A 16,011-nucleotide genomic window follows, 5' to 3' on the forward strand; every position below is an offset into this window, starting at 1 on the left:
TATATTTATGGGCGCTCGATTGTCTGCATGGAGCACTATTGTCTCGTTGCGGACATAAAGGGGTTTTTCCACTCCATCAGCGCAGCGTAATTGCGAGATTCTTCGTCTTCCAGGTAGTTGGCCACCACTTTCAGGGGTGTGCGGCCGCAGCGCATCAGAAACGTCACGACCGGATCCTTCAGATCCCCCGCTACCACCTTTTCCAGGTACGCTTCCGCCGTCATTTGGTCGGCGTACCGGCCGTAGCCGGGCATGCGGCCGCCTCCCAACAGGCGCTTCAGCCCTTTGTGGACGACCAGTTCGTACATTGCCTGCATCATCCATTTGCCCAGCCCCAGCTTGCGGTGGGACGGACGGATGCAGATGTCCACGATGTACAGGGTGTCTCCGTTGGGATCGTGGTTGCGAATGTAGCCGCTGTCGGTCACTTCCTCCCAGGTGTGGTCCGGGTGAGCCGGGTCAAACGTGACCAGCAGGCCGGTGATGGAGCCGGCGAGAACGCCGTCCACCTCGACGCAGACGGCTCCCTCGGGAAACAGGGTGACGTGGTTGGTCAGCTGCTCCTTGTTCCACCACAGTTCCGAGGGAAACGGCGGCGGAAAGCTCTCCTGCTGGATCCGGATCAGCTCGTCAAAGTCGTCCGGCGTATAATTGCGGATCATCGCCTTGACCGGCTTGTCCTGATCAAAGACGTACAGCTCTTTGCGGTACATGAGGCTTCCCTCCGTTTTACTTCCAATCAGGATACAGGTCGATGCGGCGATCGCGCCAGGTGGTGACGGAGCCTTTTTCCCGCACGTCGTACAGGAGCTGCAGATCCAGGTCGGCGGTGACGATCATGTCGTGGTTGATCTCCCCTTCTGCCAGGACGCCGCGCGGCGGGAACGGCACGTCGTTGGGCGTCAGCACGGCCGCTTGCCCAAAGTTGGCCCGCATGAAATCGACCGTAGGCAGCGAGCCGACAGTGCCCGTGACGACTACGTACACCTGGTTTTCAATGGTGCGCGCATGGCTGGTGTAGCGGACGCGGTGGAACGCGTGCCGATCGTCGGTGCACGACGGGCAGAAGATGACGTCGGCACCGCGCGCCTTGGCCATCCGCACCAGTTCGGGAAACTCGATGTCGTAGCAAATGATCACGGCGATTTTCCCTTTCTCCGTCTCGAAAATCTCCAGTCCGTCTCCTGCGCCCATGTTCCATCCCTTGATTTCCCACGGGGTGATGTGGACCTTTTTCTGACGGCCGACACGTCCGTCCGGGTAAAAAAGGAAGGCTGTGTTGTAGAGCCGGCCGTTTTCTTCAATGATGTGGGTGCCGCCGATGATGTGCATGCCATGCCGGGCGGCCAGCGTGGAGAACAGATTGACGTAGTCCTCCGTAAACGATGGGAGGGCGGTAATGGGCAGGGCGCTGCCTGTCCCGTCGCCAATTGACATCAGCTGCGTGGTGAACAGTTCCGGAAACAGCAGGAATTCCGTTTCGTACTCCTCCGCCGTTTTCACGTAGTGCTCCACCTGGCGGGCAAATTCATCAAAACTTTGTATGGTATGCAGGTGATACTGCACCGCGGAGACGCGCATCTTCATGAAGACGATTTCCTCCTCGCAATATTCGTGATAGCTAAACTATAGCAAAAAAGCGCGCCAAAGTCTTCCTGCGGCCGCACTTTTGCCGCAGGTATCCTGAATACGGAACACGGCTGTCTGTACCAGGACAGACAGCCGTATGGAGAAATGCCGATTGGCGAAACCCATGACAGCCGGCGTTCACTAACGCCTATCGGAGCGCGGCCATCCGCAAGGCGGTGCGGTACAACAGTTCAGTGCCGAGCGCGATGTCTTCGGGGGAGGCATACTCCTGCGGGTTGTGACTGATGCCGTCCTTGCAGCGGACGAAAATCATCCCGTACTCGCAAGCGTAGGAAAGCGCCAAGGCGTCGTGGAACGGGCCGCTCATCAGTTCGGGCGTCGTAAGTCCCATCCGTTTGCTTTCCTCCCGCATCACTGCCTTGATCCACTCGGCGCAGTAGCGCGGCTCGCTGTTTGTGTCTTCGGTGATCGTGTACGCAAGTCCGCATTCGACCGCGGTCTGTTCGATTACCTCGCGCAGTTCCGCCTCCCGCCGGTTTCGCCGGTCAAGGTCGATATCGCGCAGGTCGATGCTGAACCTGACCCGCTCCGGGATGATGTTGCGCGAATCGGGGAAGACCTCCAGATGGCCGACGGTTCCCACCGTGGGAGCGTTCGGGTCCTGACTGGCGATCTTGTTCAGGGCGGCAATTACCTTGGCGGCCCCCACCAAGGCGTCACGTCGCATCGACATCGGCACGGAGCCGGCGTGACCGGCAAAGCCGGCAAATTCCACAGTCCACCAGAGCGGACCGGAGATGCCGGTGACAATGCCGACGGGCTGCCCCGCCTGATCCAGTACCGGCCCCTGCTCAATGTGCAGTTCCAGATACGCCCCGATTGCCCCGGCCGGATAGACGGAGTCGGCAAGCCGCTCCGGGTCACAGCCAAAGTCGATCAAGGCCTGTCTGCGCGAGATGCCGTTTTTGTCCGTTCGTTCCAACTCTTCGGCCTCCACCTGCCCGAGGATGCCGCGAGAGCCGAACAGCCCCTTTTGAAACCGGCAGCCTTCTTCATCGCAAAATGCGACCACCTCAATCGGCCGCTCTGGCTGAAATCCGTTTTCGATCATCGTCTGCACCGTCTCCAGCCCGCCGAGCACGCCGATCGTGCCGTCAAAACGGCCGCCATACGGCTGGGAGTCGATGTGCGAGCCGATCATCAGCACCGGCGCATCCGGCTGTCTTCCCTCCAGCCGCCCGATCAGGTTGCCAAAGTGGTCGATCCGCGTCGTGAGTCCCGCCTCCTCCATCCAGCGTTTGACCAGTTCCACGCCCGCCCGGTCCTCGGGGGACAGCGCCAGCCGGCACACCCCCGTCTCCCCGATTTTGCCGATTTGCGCCAATGCCTCGATCCGCTGCTGCAAGCGTTCCCGGTTGATCGCAAGCGCTCCTGCCTCGGTATTCATCCCTTCCTGACCTCCCTGCCCTGTTTTTGGTAGACAATCTCTCCGTCGATCATGGTGAGCTCCACTTGCAGGTCCCTGATCCGCTCCGGTGCTGCGTCGAGAATCCGCCCGTTCAAGACGACCAGATCAGCCAGTTTTCCCGCTTCGATGCTGCCTTTGATGTCCTCTTCAAAGCTGGCGTAGGCGCCGTTTACGGTAAACAGGCGAATCGCCTCCATCACCCCGATCCGCTGACGGTCCCCCACGACCCGTCCGCTTTTGCTCCTGCGGTTGACGGCGGCGTGAATGCCCAACAGCGGTGAAAAATCCGTCACCGGGCAGTCTGAACCCCCTGCCGACACGATACCGCTTTGGAAAAAGTCGCCGACGGGATACATGTGGCTGACCCGATCGCCGATGCTCCGGACGTAACCGTCGCCGTACTCGTAGAGAAAGGCGGGATTGGGAATCGGCACGACGCCAAGACGGGCCATCCGCTCGACCAAGTCGGGGGCGGAGACGCCGGCGTGCTCGATGCGGTGGCGGTGGTTGCCCCGCGGATGTTTGCGCAGCGCGTCCTCGATACAGTCGAGCAGCAGGTCAATGGCCCGGTCCCCCTGTGCATGAGCGGTAATCTGGAACCCTTTTGCATGCGCTTCTCCCAAAATCGTATGCAGCTCGTCCCGGTTGTAGTAGAGGATTCCGCAGTCGCCGGGACGGTTGTCGTACGGCTGCCGCATCGCCATCGTCGCTGCGGTGCTGGCTCCGTCCACGAACACTTTGGCGGGGCCAATCCGAAACCGCTCGTCTCCCAACCCTGTCACGACACCTGCCTCCATCATGCGGCGGACGAAGGCGTCTGACTCGTTCAACGCGCAGATCATCGCGTAGATCCGCACTTTTACGTCGCCGCTCCGCACCGCTTTCTGCATCGCCCGCAGGTTGTCCGGCCCGTATCCGCCCGCGTCGTGCACACTGGTGATGCCCGCGGCCACAAAATCGTCCGAAGCCAGGCGCAGGGCTCTCCGGTACTCTTCCTCGCTAAATGCCGCCGTTTCAAACATCTTCATGTGCGCCGTTTCCACCAATAGTCCCGTCAGCGCCCCCGTCTCGTCCCGGTCAAGCCGTCCCCCCTGCGGATCGGGCGTATGTTCGTCAAACCCGGCCAAGGCGAGCGCCCGGCTGTTGACGACGGAGTGATGGGCGCAGGTCCGCATCACGAAAATGGGATGCTCCGTCGACACCTCGTCCAGTTCCTGCCTGGTAGGGTAACGCCGTTCCTTCATCCGGTTTTCGTCAAATCCGGAGGCGCGCACCCACGATCCCGCCGGCGTCCGTTCCGCCTGCCGCTTCAACGCCTCCAGCAGGCCGTCCACCGAGTCGATGCCCGCCGCCTTGCAGTCCACCCCCAATTTGTTCGTGCCGTAGAGTGTGATGTGCAGGTGGGCGTCGATGAATCCCGGCAGGAGACTCCTGCCTTCCAGATCAATCACGCGCGTGCCCGCGTGCACATGGCGGCGCATCTCTTCGTCTCCGCCCACGGCGACGATACGGTTTCCGCTCACCGCCACCGCTTCCGCCACGCGGTTTTGCGTGTCTGCCGTCACTACCTGTCCGTTCAGAAAAACGATGTCAGCCATCTCATCCCCTCCCTTTTCCTGCCCCTAGATTGTCGGCGACTTTTCCGCCGCTGCCCGAGTCCCGGACGCTGTCAGCCGGGCGGTCAGGACATGGACCACCCCCATCACCGCCACGTTGATGAGCAGGGCAATCACGCCCACGTTGATGTCCTTGATGAAGGCCGGCAGCGATGGAAACAGGGTGCCTATCGTCACATCGGCCACCGTCACGTAGACAACCGTCAGCACGCCGCAGGCAATGCCCGCAAACGCACCGTACTTGTTGACCAGCGGACGTGCGGGCAGGCTGAACAGCAGCGCCGGAAACAACTGCGTCACCAGGCTGTATCCCATCAACAGCAGCGTGACCAGCGCCTCTCCCCCGCTCAGCGTGTAATACAGGCAGATCAGCGAGAGCACGGGCACCAGCCCTTTGGCGATGCGGCCGATCCGCTCTTCTGTGGCCGCAGGCACAAACACGTGGATCACGTTTTTCGCCAACAGGGTGGCAGCCGTCATCAGCAGCATCGACCCGGGCACCAGGGCCGTGAGCAAACCGGCCGCGCCGATCAGTCCCACCACCCAGGGGTCAAACGTCCGTATCGACAGCCGCAAAAGCGACAGGTCGCCCTCCGCTCCCTGCAGTCCGGGAACCTGCAGGATCGCGGTGAATCCAACGAAGAAGACGAACAGCAGCATCAGGGTATAAAGCGGCAGCACGACCGTGTTTTTGCGAAACACGTTTTCATTTTTGGCGGAAAACACGGAGCCGAACGTATGCGGCCACATGTAAAACCCGAACACGGTCAAGAGCACGGTGGAGACAAACCAGGAGATGCTCATCCCTTCGTCAGGGAAAATCAAGAAGCCCGGCTTGGCCGCATCCACCGCTTCAAACATCGGCTGTATCCCGCCGTAGTAGTGATAGGGCAGATACAGTCCGAGGAAGACGACCACGAAAAAGATCATGATGTCCTTGATTACCGCCGTCCAGGCGGAGCCGTGAATGCCGGAGATCATGACGTAGATGGTCACCGCCAGCACGCCGATCCAGACGGCGGCCGTCGGAGCAATCGTCCCGTACGAGGTCTCCGACACGATAATCCCGAGCCCTTTAAACTGCAGCACCAGGTATGGAATGATCGCCAGCACGCCAACCGTGGAGACAAGGATGCCGAGCATCGGACTGTTGTACTTGCTGACGAAAAAATCGGGTTGGGAAACCAGCCTGTGCTCCTTGGCGTACCGCCAGATAGGCGGCAGCAGCCAGTAGGACAGCACGTACGCAAGCGAAATGTATGCCAGCACGTAGTAGGAGGGGGCGCCTTTCGAGTACGCCCAGCCGCTGCCGCCCAGAAACGTGAATGTGGTGTAGATCTCGCCGGCAACGAGCAGGAAGATGAAGACCGATCCAAAGCCGCGCCCGCCTACCGTCCACTGCTCCATGTTCATGTCTTTTCCTCTCTGGGCGCGGATGCCGAGGAAAAGCGACAGGGCAAGAAACAGAAAAAGGATGACGAGTGCCGGATTCACAGCTTCTCCCCCTTTCTGTCGGATTGGTCCAGCTTGTTGACGGCCAACATGATAAGCGAGGTCAGCACCACCCACATGACAATCCAAAACAGCACAAAAGGCATGCCCAACACGTACGGTTCCACCCGGTTGACAAACGCCACCCCGCCCAGCATTCCAATAAACGGCAGCGCACCCAGCGCATATTTGACCTTCATTCTCATCCCCCTTTTGGTATGCGGTTTGTCCCATTGCCGGCCGGCTTGTCGGACTTGTATGCTACTATTATCGAAAGATTCACTCTTTTCCTTTGTCCCGTCAGCCAGAAAGAACCGGCGCTTTTTGTCTGCGGGACCAACGAACGACACATGCAGCGTATGGGGAGGAGTCAGATGATTACTGTGCGTGAATTGATCGAGGTGGCCGGCATGGACACCACTGATGTGTTGGCCGGGGAAGCGTTTCTGGACAAGGAACTGCACGGGGTCACGTCGTTTGATTCACCCGACGGCCATCTCTGGCTGCGACCGGGAGAATTTGTCCTGACGACCGGTTTTCCGTTTGTCGCCCAAGGGCGGGAAACCGCTTCCGGCTTGATCCAGTTGATCGACGCCCTGGCGGAACGGGGAACACCTGGGTTTGCCATCAAGCTGGGCCGGTACATCGACGCGCTCCCGGAAGCGGTGATTGACCGTGCCAATGAAAGGCAGATGCCGGTGCTTTCGTTTCCCATGGAAAAGGGCTGGTCGGATGTGATCGTGCCGGTCACCAGCTACATCAACGCCAAACAACGGCAGGAACTGGACCGGACCCACGCCATCTACGAACGGTTTCACCGCCATCTCACCAGCGGAGGGAGTGTGGAAAATCTGGCCGAACTGCTGTATCACATCCTGGAGCGGCCAATCAGTATCTACCTGCGTACCCCTCGGAAAAAGCTGGACGTACCTGCCTCTGTCACCCACGCACCGCCGCTGGAAAAGCTGCTCGGCCGGACAGGCCCGAATGCATCCGCCCGTGAGCCCCTCACGCGTTACCGGGATCGTCACCTGATTCGCTGGCTTCTGCACAACGGCGAAACACAGGGGGCCATCCTGCTGTGGGAGGTGGAACGTGACCTCCACCCGTGGGAAAAGGTGGCGATAGAACAGACAGCCGCGCTGCTTTCGCTGGAAATCGAGCGGCACCAGACGCTCGCAGCGGCCTGCCAGCGTTTTCGCAACGACTTCCTGCACTTGCTGGTCGGCGGCTGTGACGCTTCGCGCGACCTCCTCTACCGCAAAGCAGAAGAAGCCGGCTGGAGCCTGGCGGACCACTATGCTGCCGCTGTGCTGAGCGATGCCGGCGCTCCCGACATCATGCACACCTGGAGGGAGCGGGTTTCTCTATTGGAGGCGCTGCGGAGCGAGTGGGAACATATCTCCCCGTCCGTACTCTGCGGCCTGGACCGTGAGAACCGGATTCTGCTCCTGTTCCCCGCCGACGCGGGCTCGGCGGAGCCATCCCCAGAGGCCGTGGAGAGCGTTAAGCGCATCGCCCGCCGTCATACGCGCCCGCTCTGTTTGGGCATCGGACGCCTCCATCCCGGTTTGGAGGCCGTCCCGCACAGTTATCGGGAAGCGGTGATCGCGTGCCGGGCCGCCCTGAACGCCGTCTCGAATGCCTCCGCCGACGGCCAATCAGCGCCGTTGGTCGTGCGATGGTTTGCCCGGCTGGGCCTGGAACGGGTGCTGTTTGCAGCGAGCCCCGAACAGGAAGCCAGGCGCCTGGCCGATGAATGTCTGAACAGTCTGAACCGCTACGACCGGGAGCGGAACGGACAGCTCGTTCGCACTTTGCGCGCGTTTTTGGAGGCCGATGGCAATCACGCGGTGGCGGCGGAAAAACTGTTCGTGCACAAAAACACCGTCAAGTACCGGCTGCATCTGATCCGCGAGCTGACCGGCCTGCAGCCGGAATGCGGCCGGGACCAGCTTCTGTTTCGCATCGCGCTGACCGTGCACAGCGCTGGATGAGGAATTCTTTAGCCGGGAGACAGACAAAAAAAGCCCCTGCTCCTCACAAAGGAAGAGCCGGGGGCATAGGGGGAAAACGACCGGCCTTACGCGTAATGTTCTTCGCGCAGCCGCTTGATCTCTTCGCTTTCCAGGTATTCATCGTAGGTCATCAACTTGTCGATGACGCCTTTCGGTGTGATTTCGATAATGCGGTTGGCGATCGTCTGCACGAACTGGTGGTCGTGGGAGACGAACAAAATCGTGCCTTCGAAGTCGATCAGCCCGTTGTTCAGCGCCGTAATCGACTCCAGGTCCAGGTGGTTGGTCGGTTCGTCCAGAATCAGCACGTTGGCGCCGGAGAGCATCATTTTCGCAAGCATGCAGCGCACCTTTTCGCCGCCGGAGAGGACGTTTGCCTTTTTCAGCGATTCGTCGCCGGAGAAGAGCATCCGGCCGAGGTAGCTGCGGATAAATGTCTCGTCCTGTTCTTTGGAATACTGACGCAGCCAATCGACCAGGGTCAGGTCGGTATTGAAATACTCGGAGTTGTCCTTTGGGAAATACGCCCGGGACGTGGTGACTCCCCACTCAAACGTGCCGCTGTCCGGCTCGACTTCGCCCATCAAAATGCGGAACAGCGTGGTTTTGGCCAGCTCGTTGGGGCCGACAAAGGCCACTTTGTCCCCTTTGTTGATCGTCAGCGTCAGGTTTTCGAACAGCTTTTCGCCGTCGACCGTCTTGCTCAAGCCCTCAATCGCCAGCAGGTTCTTGCCCGCTTCCCGATCGGGCTTGAAATTGATAAACGGATAGCGGCGGTTGGACGGTTTGATGTCCTCCAGCGTGATCTTCTCCAGCAGCTTCTTGCGGGAGGTCGCCTGCCTCGACTTGGAGGCGTTGGCGCTGAACCGGGCGATGAACTCCTGCAGTTCCTTGATTTTCTCTTCCTTCTTTTTGTTCTGTTCCTTGGCCATCTTCAGCGCCAGTTGGCTGGATTCGTACCAGAAATCGTAGTTGCCCACGTACAGCTGGATTTTGCCAAAGTCGATGTCGGCGATGTGCGTGCACACCTTGTTCAGGAAGTGACGGTCGTGGGAGACGACGATGACCGTGTTTTCGTAGTCAGCCAGGAAGTTTTCCAGCCAGCGGATCGATTCGATGTCCAGGTGGTTGGTCGGCTCGTCAAGGAGCAGAATGTGCGGGTTGCCGAAAAGCGCCTGGGCGAGCAGCACGCGCACTTTTTCGTTACCGGTGAGATCTTTCATCTTTTTGTCGTGCAGCTCGGCCGGGATGCCCAGCCCGGTGAGCAGTTCAGCGGCGTCAGCTTCGGCCATCCAGCCGTTCAGCTCCTCAAACTCCGCTTCCAGTTGGGACGCGCGCATGCCGTCCTCCTCGCTGAAGTCCGGCTTCATGTAGAGCGCGTTTTTCTCTTCCATGATTTCATAGAGGCGCTTGTGCCCCATGATGACGGTTTTCAGCACCTCGTATTCGTCGAACTCGAAGTGGTTCTGTTTCAGCACGGCGATCCGTTCGCCGGGCGTCACCGAAACGTGTCCGCTGGTCGGCTCGATTTCTCCGGCGAGAATTTTTAAAAACGTGGACTTCCCGGCGCCGTTTGCGCCGATCAGGCCGTAGCAGTTGCCGGGTGTAAACTTGATAGAGACGTCTTCAAACAGGACGCGCTTGCCGTAACGCAGCGTCACGTTATGTGTGCTAATCATCGCAATACCTGCCTTTTTCCAATCGTTCAAACATTTATCTTAGCAGAACCTGTTCTGTTTTGCAAAAAGGCAAGTCGATCGGGCGTCGCGACTTCGCCGGCTGAAACAGCAGACGCAGCGGACAGCGGCACGTTCCCTTCCTACGCTGATAGAACAACGGCATCGCGGGCACACTACCGATACAGCCCATGCCAATCGCGGAAAGGGGTGGAAACAGATGTCCAAGCATAACGGAGTCAAAAACGAACAAGGCGACAAGGAAAATCCGTCGCAAACCCGGTCCTCTACTACGATCGGTAAAGAAGAAACGCGCTCCAAACAGCGCGGGGAATAACGGTCATAAAAAACCGGTCCGCACCGCAGACCGGTTTTTTCATGTTTTTCTCCTAACCGTTTGCCCGCAGAGCCAGCGCGGAGGCAGCCGGCAGCGCCGCCTGGACAAACCGGTTCTCCGGCTCCACGTAGACATACACGTTGCGCAGCGTAATGTACAGGGTGTCGCCCGTCTGGACGTTCAGCTCGGCAAATTGCTGCAGGGTCACTTCCGCTTCCAACGTCTCCTGGGTATCCAGCCGCTTCAGCTCCAGCCTCATGAGCGACCCCAATGCGTAGATGTGCCGCACCTCGGCGGCCAGGCTCTGCGCGTGCTGCGGCGTCCGGCTGAGCTCCACATCGTGCGGACGGACGTAGCCGACGGCTGGAAGTTCCTCGGATTGATTGGACCATTCCGCCGTAAACTCCGCATCCCCCAGGGTCACTTTGCCGCCGCGGATGCGCCCCTGAAACAGGTTGACCCTGCCGAGGAAGCCGTAGACGAATGGATTGGCCGGTTGGTGGTATACCTCCTGCGACGAGCCGGTTTGCTCCACCCGCCCTTCGTTCATCACCACCACACTGTCGGCCAGCTCCAGCGCCTCTTCCTGATCGTGTGTAACAAACACGATCGTCAGCTTCAGCTTTTCGTGCAGGCGGCGAAGCCAGCGGCGCAAATCCTGCCGTACTTTGGCGTCCAGCGCCCCAAACGGTTCGTCCAGCAGGAGATACTTCGGCTCGACAGCCAACGCCCTGGCCAGCGCGACCCGCTGCCGCTGTCCGCCGGAAAGCTGGGACGGATAGCGGTGGGCCAATCCCTCAAGCTGAACCAGGCGCAAGAGTTCATGGACCCGTTCGCGTATCTCTTCTTTTGACGGCCGGAACTTGCGCGGGCGGACGGTCAGGCCGAACGCGACGTTGTCAAAAATGGTCATGTGCCGAAACAGCGCGTAATGCTGGAAGACAAACCCGACGCGGCGCTCTCTCACGTCGCGATGCGTGTTGTCCTCCCCGTTGAAGTAAATTTGCCCTCGGTCCGGCGACTCCAGACCGGCAATCAACCTGAGCAGCGTCGTCTTGCCCGAGCCGGACGGCCCCAGCAGCGCGACCAGCTTGCCCTCGGGAATTTCCAGGCTGACGTCTTTGACGGCCGTAAACGACCCGTATGATTTGGTGATGTTGACCACTTTTATGCTCATCAGCTAGCCTCTCCCATCGCATGAAACTGAGGTGCCTCCGCCTGCTCTTGCCGCTCTGTCTTCCATTCGATGACGCTTTTTACCACCAGCGTCACCAGTGCCAGGGCGGCCAGCAGCGTGGCGACGGCAAACGCGGCGACAAAGTTGTACTCGTTGTACAGAATCTCCACATGCAAGGGCAGGGTGTTGGTCTGACCGCGAATGTGGCCGGAGACGACTGACACGGCGCCAAACTCTCCCATCGCCCGGGCGTTACAGAGAATCACACCGTATAACAGCCCCCACTTGACGTTGGGCAGCGTGATGCGGAAAAACGTCTGCCAACCGTTTGCCCCCAGCGACAGCGCAGCCTCCTCCTCGTCCTTCCCCTGCGCCTCCATGACCGGGATCAGCTCACGGGCGACGAATGGAAAGGTGACGAACGTGGTCGCCAACACAATCCCCGGCACGGCGAAGATGATTTTCAGATTGTGCGCCTCCAACCAGGGGCCAAACAACCCCTGACTGCCGAACAGCAGTACGAAAATCAATCCGGAGATGACCGGCGAGACGGCAAATGGCAGGTCGATCAGCGTCAGCAGCACGTTTTTTCCGCGGAAGGAAAACTTGGCGATCGCCCACGCCGCTGCCACCCCGAACACGACGTTGAGCGGGACGCTGATTGCCGCCGTCAGCAGGGTGAGCTTGACAGCGGCGAGCGTATCCGGATCGCGCACCGCTTCGAGAAACACGTCCACCCCCTGGCGGAAGGCCTGGGAAAAGACCGCGATCAAGGGAACGATCAGAAACAATCCCAAAAAGACAAGGGCAGTGCCGATCAACAGCCAGCGCACGACAACAGGTTCCGTCTGTTTGGTCAAAGGTTATCCCTCCGATCGGGCAGCGTTCAGTTTATTCGTCTTCCACTGCAGGTAATTGATCACCAGCAGCATCACAAATGAAGCGACCAACATGACAGAGGCGATGGCCGTTGCCCCCGTGTAGTCGAACTGCTCCAGCTTGGTCATGATCAACAGCGGCACGATCTCGGTCTTCAGCGGCATGTTTCCGGAAATAAACACGACGGAGCCGTATTCACCCAGTGCTCGCGCAAACGCCAGCGCGAATCCCGTAACCACCGCCGGAAGCAGATGAGGCAGTATCACGCGGGTAAACGTCTGCCACCGCGTCGCTCCCAGTGTCGCCGCGGCTTCTTCCACTTGTCTGTCCAAGTCTTGCAGGACCGGCTGGACGGTTCGGACCACGAACGGCAGTCCGATAAATGTCAGTGCCACCAAAATGCCCAGCGGTGTATAGGCGATTTTAATCCCCAAGACGGCAAACCACTGACCGATCCAGCCGGTTTCCGCATAAATGGTGGCCAGCGCGATCCCCGCCACGGCGGTGGGCAGGGCGAACGGCAGGTCGACGATCCCGTCAATCACCCGCTTCCCCGGAAACTGGTACCGTGCCAGCACCCAGGCCACGAGCACGCCAAACACCGCATTCAGGCACGCCGCGAAAAAGGAGGTCAGGAAACTGACCTGAAACGACGCGATCACCCGCCGATTCATCACCGTGTCGACAAACTGGTCCCACGTCATGCTGGAGGTCTTCAGGAACAGGACCGAGAGCGGGATCAGCACCAGCAGGCTCAAGTAAATCACGGTATAGCCCATGGTCAGACCAAATCCGGGCAAGACCCCTCTGGTTCGCTTAGATTTGTTCATGGATGGCACTCCCTACAACAACAAAATCGAGATAATCAAGGTTGGTAAATCTGGTCAAACACGCCTCCGTCCGCAAAATGGGTCTTCTGGGCGTTCTCCCAGCCGCCGAACACTTCGTCGATGGTGAACAGCTCAATGTCGGGAAACTTGTCTTGATTTGCCTTTCTCACTTCTTCGGAACGGGGACGGTAGTAATGCTTGGCGGCCAACTCCTGCCCCTCTTTGCTGTAGAGGAACTGGAGATACGCTTCGGCAACCTCACGCGTGTTGTGTTTGTCGACGTTTTTGTCCACCACCGCGACGGGCGGTTCCGCCAGGATGCTGACAGACGGATTGACGATTTCAAATTTGTCCTTGCCCAGCTCGTTGATCGCCAGGTAGGCTTCGTTTTCCCAGGCGAGCAGCACGTCGCCGATGCCCCGTTCCACAAAGGTGGTGGTGGCGCCGCGCGCGCCGGAGTCGAGCACCGGTACGTTTTTCAACAGGGCGGTGACAAACTCTCTGGCTTTCGTTTCGTCGCCGTTATGTTTCTTCAGCGCATATCCCCAGGCGGCAAGATAATTCCAACGGGCGCCGCCCGATGTTTTGGGATTGGGGGTGATGACAGAGATGCCCGGCTTCACCAGATCGTCCCAATCCTTGATTTGTTTCGGGTTGCCCTTGCGCACCAGGAAGACGATCGTGGATGTGTACGGCGAGCTGTTGTCCGGCAGGCGTTTCTGCCATTCAGCGGGCAGCAGGCCGTATTGGGCGATGGCGTCGATGTCATAGGCCAGAGCCAGCGTCACGACATCCGCCTCCAGACCGTCGATGACGGAGCGGGACTGCTTCCCCGATCCCCCGTGAGACTGCTTGATAGTAACGATCTGTCCCGTTTTCTCGTTCCAATACTTTGCAAAGTGTTCATTGATATCCTGATACAATTCACGGGTCGGGTCGTAGGAGACGTTGAGAAGCTCGACACCCGTACCGGAACCAGTCTGCTCTCCACCCGACGCCCCGCCACAGCCGGCCAGACTGAACGCCAGGACGATTGGCAGCAGTGATTTGTAAAACGGTCGGCGAACATGTTTCGAATGGTCCATGCCTGTTACTCCCCCAGATAAAGTCATAGTAATTTAATCGGAATTATATGTATTGTATTTCCGCTTTTTTCTCCCTGTCAACCCTTTTTTCCCCCATAATCCAGTCGGGCACCAGTGACGTCAATTTACCCTATGCGTCCAGCATGGGCAGCGTTCGTCTCGGCACGCGAAAAAAATACGACACCCTCTGTATGGGTGCCGCAAAGATGCAGACAAGGTCCGCTGCGCTAGGTGATGGGGCCGCGAACAGCCGATGCAGTCTGTCCGTTTACGCTTGTCCTGCCGACAGTCTCGATTCAAATGCCGCGCGCCAACTGTCAGACAGTTCCTTTACCGCCAGTATCCGCTCGATGGCGGCGCGGTTGCCCTTGTCGTGATACCTGATCCGGTTGACAAAGGCGACGCTTACCTCTGCATGCTGCCGCTCAAGCAGGCGAAACGGCATGTCCGTCCCGATCAGGCCCGGCTGCAGCACGCGGAAGTAAAAGCCGCTGAATCCGGTCTGCTGCACGAGATCTACCAGATCGGTCCGTCCGTACCTGACGTTTAGTTTGAAACAGGGACGGCGCGGCTGGCTCACCTGCACCACCGCCTCCCCCAATTGAAAGATGTCCCCGATGCAGACCGCTTCTTCTGTCAGCCCGCGAACCGTGATGTTTTCCCCGAATGCAGCGGGAATCAAGGGCTGTTTCAGCACGTTTTCCCAATGCGGATAATGATCGGCGCTGTAGACACAGAGGGCCTTGTCGGGGCCGCCGTGGTAGCGCAGGTCAGCCTGCCCGTCACCCTCCAACTGCGTCCAGTCCAGATAGACGGGACCATTTACCGGCTGTTTGAATATGCCGGTGCTCAGCTCCTTGCCCTGATAGGTGACAGACTGCGGCTTTCCTGCATTGACGGATACCACTTCCACAAAGACCACCTCCCTTCCATTTTCTGCTCATTGTACCACAGAGGCCATCCCTCTGAGTGTAAAATAGGAATCCAATAAAAACACCCTTGACCCTGTCATGACAGACAGGCGGTCAAGGGTGTTACTGCTTGGGAATCGGTCCGGAAGACTTACTGGACACCGCTGCTGCCAAACCCGCCAGCGCCGCGCTCCGTCTCATCAAGCTCGTCCACGACTTCAAACTGTGCCAATGGGACGAGGGCCAGCACGCCCTGGGCGATGCGGTCGCCTTTGCGGATCAGATAGGTGTGGCTGTCTACTTCCCGGTCGACTTTCACCGTTTTTTCACTGACGTCCAGGCAGGTATCGCCGATTTCGCCGGACGGCATGCGGGTGTTGTCCATCAGCACGCACACTTCCCCCCGGTATCCGGCGTCTACGGTACCAGGTGCATTGCTGATGCGCAGTTTTGTCTTGGCGCTGATGCCGGAACGAGGCCGCACCTGCAGTTCGTAACCATCCGGCAGGGCAAAGGCAAGCCCTGTGGGGATCTTTGCCGTCTGCCCAGGCGGTATCAAGACATCCTCCACTGCCACCAGGTCGAAGCCGGCGTCAAACGCCCGTGCATAGCGGGGAATGACGGCGTCTTGGTGCAGCAGTTTGATTTTCACCGGTGCAACCAGCCGTTGATTGATTGCGATTGTGCTCATAACAGGTCTCTCCTTGTACATGGATACGTGTTTTACCTACCATTACAGATCGCTGCATGCAAAGCCGCTCGATGTGGTGCAAAAGATTGCTTTAGAAGTCGATCTGCATCACTCCCGCACCTTGGCGGCACACAGGTATGTAATCCGGTTCCGCTCGCGCACCATCCAGAGAAAAAACGGACTGGCGAGATGTCGTGAACCATTTTCATAGTGTACAGGATGCCGCTATCCCTCGCAAGCAA

14 protein-coding genes are annotated in these 16,011 nt (G+C 59.1%); 1 reads left to right on the forward strand and 13 read right to left on the reverse strand.

Translation table 11 applies throughout. The annotated features are described in order from the left end of the window. Nucleotides 1-35: 35 nt before the first annotated feature. From KDN35_RS02280 to KDN35_RS02305, 6 genes are all read right to left on the reverse strand, one after another. On the reverse strand, nucleotides 36-713 hold the full coding sequence (locus tag KDN35_RS02280) for a GNAT family N-acetyltransferase (protein WP_171564889.1): 678 nt from the start codon (nucleotides 711-713) through the stop codon (nucleotides 36-38). A 16-nt stretch (nucleotides 714-729) separates the two neighbouring features. After that, nucleotides 730-1,587, reverse strand: coding sequence for a carbon-nitrogen hydrolase family protein (locus KDN35_RS02285; protein WP_171564890.1), 858 nt, complete (start codon nucleotides 1,585-1,587; stop codon nucleotides 730-732). 190 nt (nucleotides 1,588-1,777) lie between these two features. Next, nucleotides 1,778-3,037 (reverse strand): M20 family metallo-hydrolase, encoded by a 1,260-nt coding sequence (locus KDN35_RS02290; RefSeq protein WP_171564891.1) that lies wholly within the window; start codon nucleotides 3,035-3,037, stop codon nucleotides 1,778-1,780. Then, entirely contained in the window at nucleotides 3,034-4,656 is a 1,623-nt protein-coding gene (locus KDN35_RS02295) for an amidohydrolase (RefSeq protein ID WP_212131986.1), read from the reverse strand. Before KDN35_RS02295 ends, KDN35_RS02290 begins: the two co-directional genes overlap by 4 nt. 24 nt (nucleotides 4,657-4,680) lie before the next feature. Then, complete coding sequence (locus KDN35_RS02300) at nucleotides 4,681-6,168, reverse strand: sodium:solute symporter family protein (protein ID WP_171564893.1); 1,488 nt, start codon at nucleotides 6,166-6,168, stop codon at nucleotides 4,681-4,683. After that, on the reverse strand, nucleotides 6,165-6,365 hold the full coding sequence (locus tag KDN35_RS02305) for a DUF3311 domain-containing protein (protein ID WP_171564894.1): 201 nt from the start codon (nucleotides 6,363-6,365) through the stop codon (nucleotides 6,165-6,167). Before KDN35_RS02305 ends, KDN35_RS02300 begins: the two co-directional genes overlap by 4 nt. 174 nt (nucleotides 6,366-6,539) lie before the next feature. Between KDN35_RS02305 and KDN35_RS02310 the strand changes: the two genes are divergently transcribed. Further along, nucleotides 6,540-8,162, forward strand: coding sequence for a PucR family transcriptional regulator (locus tag KDN35_RS02310; protein ID WP_171564895.1), 1,623 nt, complete (start codon nucleotides 6,540-6,542; stop codon nucleotides 8,160-8,162). 86 nt (nucleotides 8,163-8,248) lie between these two features. Here KDN35_RS02310 and KDN35_RS02315 read toward each other — a convergent pair whose 3' ends face one another. The 7 genes from KDN35_RS02315 to KDN35_RS02345 all read right to left on the reverse strand — a co-directional run bounded on the left by KDN35_RS02315 (nucleotide 8,249) and on the right by KDN35_RS02345 (nucleotide 15,769). After that, a complete protein-coding gene (locus KDN35_RS02315; RefSeq protein ID WP_171564896.1) occupies nucleotides 8,249-9,862 on the reverse strand; it encodes an ABC-F family ATP-binding cassette domain-containing protein in 1,614 nt (537 codons plus the stop codon). 386 nt (nucleotides 9,863-10,248) lie between these two features. Continuing rightward, complete coding sequence (locus KDN35_RS02320; RefSeq protein ID WP_212131987.1) at nucleotides 10,249-11,373, reverse strand: sulfate/molybdate ABC transporter ATP-binding protein; 1,125 nt, start codon at nucleotides 11,371-11,373, stop codon at nucleotides 10,249-10,251. Continuing rightward, nucleotides 11,373-12,233, reverse strand: a complete 861-nt coding sequence (gene cysW / locus KDN35_RS02325) for a sulfate ABC transporter permease subunit CysW (protein ID WP_171564898.1) — start codon at nucleotides 12,231-12,233, stop codon at nucleotides 11,373-11,375. The genes KDN35_RS02320 and cysW overlap by 1 nt, the downstream gene beginning before the upstream one ends. 3 nt (nucleotides 12,234-12,236) lie before the next feature. Continuing rightward, nucleotides 12,237-13,082: a sulfate ABC transporter permease subunit CysT gene (gene cysT, locus KDN35_RS02330; RefSeq protein WP_171564899.1), complete on the reverse strand. Its 846-nt coding sequence runs from the start codon at nucleotides 13,080-13,082 to the stop codon at nucleotides 12,237-12,239. Nucleotides 13,083-13,117: 35 nt separating this feature from the next. Beyond that, on the reverse strand, nucleotides 13,118-14,167 hold the full coding sequence (locus KDN35_RS02335; RefSeq protein WP_212131988.1) for a sulfate ABC transporter substrate-binding protein: 1,050 nt from the start codon (nucleotides 14,165-14,167) through the stop codon (nucleotides 13,118-13,120). A gap of 268 nt (nucleotides 14,168-14,435) precedes the next feature. Continuing rightward, nucleotides 14,436-15,080: an MOSC domain-containing protein gene (locus KDN35_RS02340; protein ID WP_171564901.1), complete on the reverse strand. Its 645-nt coding sequence runs from the start codon at nucleotides 15,078-15,080 to the stop codon at nucleotides 14,436-14,438. 149 nt (nucleotides 15,081-15,229) lie between these two features. After that, nucleotides 15,230-15,769, reverse strand: a complete 540-nt coding sequence (locus KDN35_RS02345) for a dUTP diphosphatase (RefSeq protein WP_171564902.1) — start codon at nucleotides 15,767-15,769, stop codon at nucleotides 15,230-15,232. Nucleotides 15,770-16,011: the final 242 nt, after the last annotated feature.

Origin of the sequence: Brevibacillus sp. NL20B1 (assembly GCF_018195675.1) — a bacterium.
In the GTDB taxonomy this organism is placed as follows: Bacteria; Bacillota; Bacilli; order Brevibacillales; family Brevibacillaceae; genus Brevibacillus; species Brevibacillus aydinogluensis.